Annotated in this window: 2 protein-coding genes and 1 pseudogene; all 3 read left to right on the forward strand. The window is 70.9% G+C overall.

The window, feature by feature from the left end:
- A pseudogene (locus tag PKE44_RS18155) lies at positions 1 to 325 on the forward strand (hypothetical protein); the annotation flags it as partial.
- Positions 326 to 392: 67 nt separating this feature from the next.
- The gene (locus PKE44_RS18160) at positions 393 to 1,751 is read left to right on the forward strand and encodes a DUF2330 domain-containing protein (RefSeq protein ID WP_324554053.1); all 1,359 of its coding nucleotides are present in this window, start codon (positions 393 to 395) and stop codon (positions 1,749 to 1,751) included.
- Positions 1,748 to 2,508, forward strand: a 761-nt coding sequence (locus PKE44_RS18165; RefSeq protein WP_324554055.1) for an RnfABCDGE type electron transport complex subunit D, incomplete at its 3' end; no start/stop codon positions are given. The genes PKE44_RS18160 and PKE44_RS18165, both read left to right, overlap by 4 nt.

Genomic DNA, 2,508 nt, shown 5'->3' on the forward strand with positions numbered 1-2,508 from the left:
GCCGGCCGCCGGCGGCATCCGCGCCGAGCGCCGCTACACGCACGGCGACGAGCAACTGCAGCTGACGATCACCGGCGAATCGGCGCTGCTGCAGGGGCTCGGCGCGGTGTTCGACAACCCGGCCGCGCTCGGCAGCGGTCCGCGCATCGAAAGGCTCGATGGCCGCCGCGCGCTGTACGACCCGGCCGGCAACGCGCTGCGCGTGCTGGTCGGCAATGACGCGATCCTCGTCGAGGCGCGCGGCAATGCCGCTGTCAGCGAGGCGACGCTGCAGGCCTTCCTGCGCCGCGTCGACTTCGACACGATCGAAAAATCCCTGCGCTGAGGCCGGGCGCGTGCGCGGGCTCTACGCTGCTGCGCCATCCGCCCCGGATTTTCACGGAGTCCCGCCCATGATCCGTCCGATCGCCGCCGCACTCGCCGGTGCGGCGCTGCTCGCGTGCACGCAGGGGGCCGCGGCCTTCTGCGGCTTCTACGTCGGCAAGGCCGACGCCAGCCTGTTCAACGAGGCCTCGCAGGTCATCGTCGTGCGCGACGGTCCGCGCACCGTGATCTCGATGCTGAACGACTACAGGGGCGAGCCGACCGACTTCGCGCTGGTCGTGCCGGTGCCGCAGGTGCTGCAGAAGGGGCAGGTGCACGTCGGCGACAAGAAGATCTTCGAGCGGCTCGACGCCTATTCGGCGCCGAGGCTGGTCGAGTACTTCGATCCCGATCCCTGCCGGCCGCCGGTGGTCTACGCGCCGGCCCCGACCATGGCCGTGCAGGAGGGCTCGGCGGTCCGCCGGCGCGGGGCCGATGCGCTCGGCGTCACGGTCGAATCGAGCTTCACGGTCGGCGAGTACGACATCGTCATCCTGTCGGCGAAGCAGTCCGACGGCCTCGAAACCTGGCTGCACGACAACGGCTACCGGATTCCGGCCGGGGCCGCGAAGGCGCTGGCGCCGTACATCCGGCAGGACATGAAGTTCTTCGTCGCCAAGGTGAACCTGAAGGAGCAGGCGAAGACCGGCTTCACGTATCTGCGGCCGCTGCAGTTCGCGTTCGAATCGGAAAAATTCATGCTGCCGCTGCGCCTTGGCATGATCAACGCCAGCGGCCCGCAGGATCTGGTCGCGTTCATGCTGACGCGCAAGGGCCGCGTCGAGACCAGCAACTACCGCACCGTGAAGCTGCCGGCCAACGTCGATGTGCCGGAGTTCGTGAAGGGCGAGTTCCCGGCCTTCTACAAGGCGCTGTTCGGCGAGCAGGCGACGCGCGAGGGCCTGAAGGCGGTGTTCACCGAATACTTCTGGGACATGGCCTGGTGCGATCCCTGCGCGGCCGATCCGCTGTCGCCGGCCGAGCTGCGCCAGGCCGGCGTGTTCTGGGTCGGCGAGGGCGCCCAGCCGCCGGCGGTGAATCCGCGCATCGCGCCGATGCCGCCGGGCGGCGGCGCGCAGCCGGTGATGCTGACGCGCCTGCACCTGCGCTATACGCCGGACACCTTCCCGGAAGACCTGATGTTCCAGGAAACCGCCGATCGCCAGAACTTCCAGGCGCGCTACGTGCTGCGCCACGCCGCCGAGGTCGCGCCCGATGCCTGTCCGCAGGCGAAGACCTACCTCGAACAGCTCGGCCAGCGCCGCGAGCAGGAAGCGCAGCAGCTCGCGAGCCTGACCGGCTGGAACATCAACGACATCCGCCGCAAGGCGAAGCTCGATGGGCCGGCCCCGACGGCCCCGAAGTGGTGGGAGAACCTGTGGAAGTGAGCGTGCCGGTCGCGCCGGGGCCGGTGCCCGGCCGGCCCGGCTGGCGCGATCCGCGGCTGCTGCAGATGGTTTTCCAGGCGACGCTGCTCGCGGTCGGCGTCGGCCTGCGCGATTTCTCGCTGGCCGGGGCGCAGGCCGCGCTCGCCTTCGCCGGCGGACTCGGCGCGCAGCTCTTCTGGCTGCAGGTGCTCGGGCTGCGCGGCGTCGGCCTGCGCTCGGCGCTGATCACCTGCTTCGGCATCGTGCTGCTGCTGCGCGCCGACGGCCTCTGGCAGCACCCGCTGGCCGCGGCGCTGGCCATCAGCGCCAAGTTCGTGCTGCGCGTGCGCGGCAGACACCTCTGGAACCCGGCCAACTTCGGCGTCGTGCTCGCGCTCGTGCTGTTCCCGGGCGCCTGGGCCTCGCCGGGGCAGTGGGGGCAGGATCTGGCGCTGGCGCTGTGGTTCGTCGCGCTCGGCGGGCTGGTCAGCCTGCGCGCGCGCAGCAGCGATCTGGCCTGGACCTTCCTGCTCGCCTTCCTCGGCCTCGTGGCGCTGCGCGTCGCGTGGCTCGGCCAGTCCTGGGCGATCTGGTGGCATCAGCTCGGCAACGGCGCCCTGCTGCTGTTCGCGTTCTTCATGATCTCGGACCCGATGACGGCGCCGGATCATCCGCGCGCGCGCCGGCTGTACGCCTGTCTGGTCGCGCTGGTGGCGGCGCTCTGGCAGTACGGGCTGTTCCGGCCGAGCGGCCCGCTGTGGGCGCTGTTCCTGTGCGC

This window comes from Plasticicumulans sp. (assembly GCF_035331805.1).
In the GTDB taxonomy this organism is placed as follows: Bacteria; Pseudomonadota; Gammaproteobacteria; order Competibacterales; family Competibacteraceae; genus Plasticicumulans.

What these genes read in the sequence shown, in the direction of transcription:
- PKE44_RS18160 (WP_324554053.1), top strand. Translation starts at nt 393, where the DNA reads ATGATCCGTCCGATCGCCGCCGCACTCGCCGGTGCGGCGCTGCTCGCG.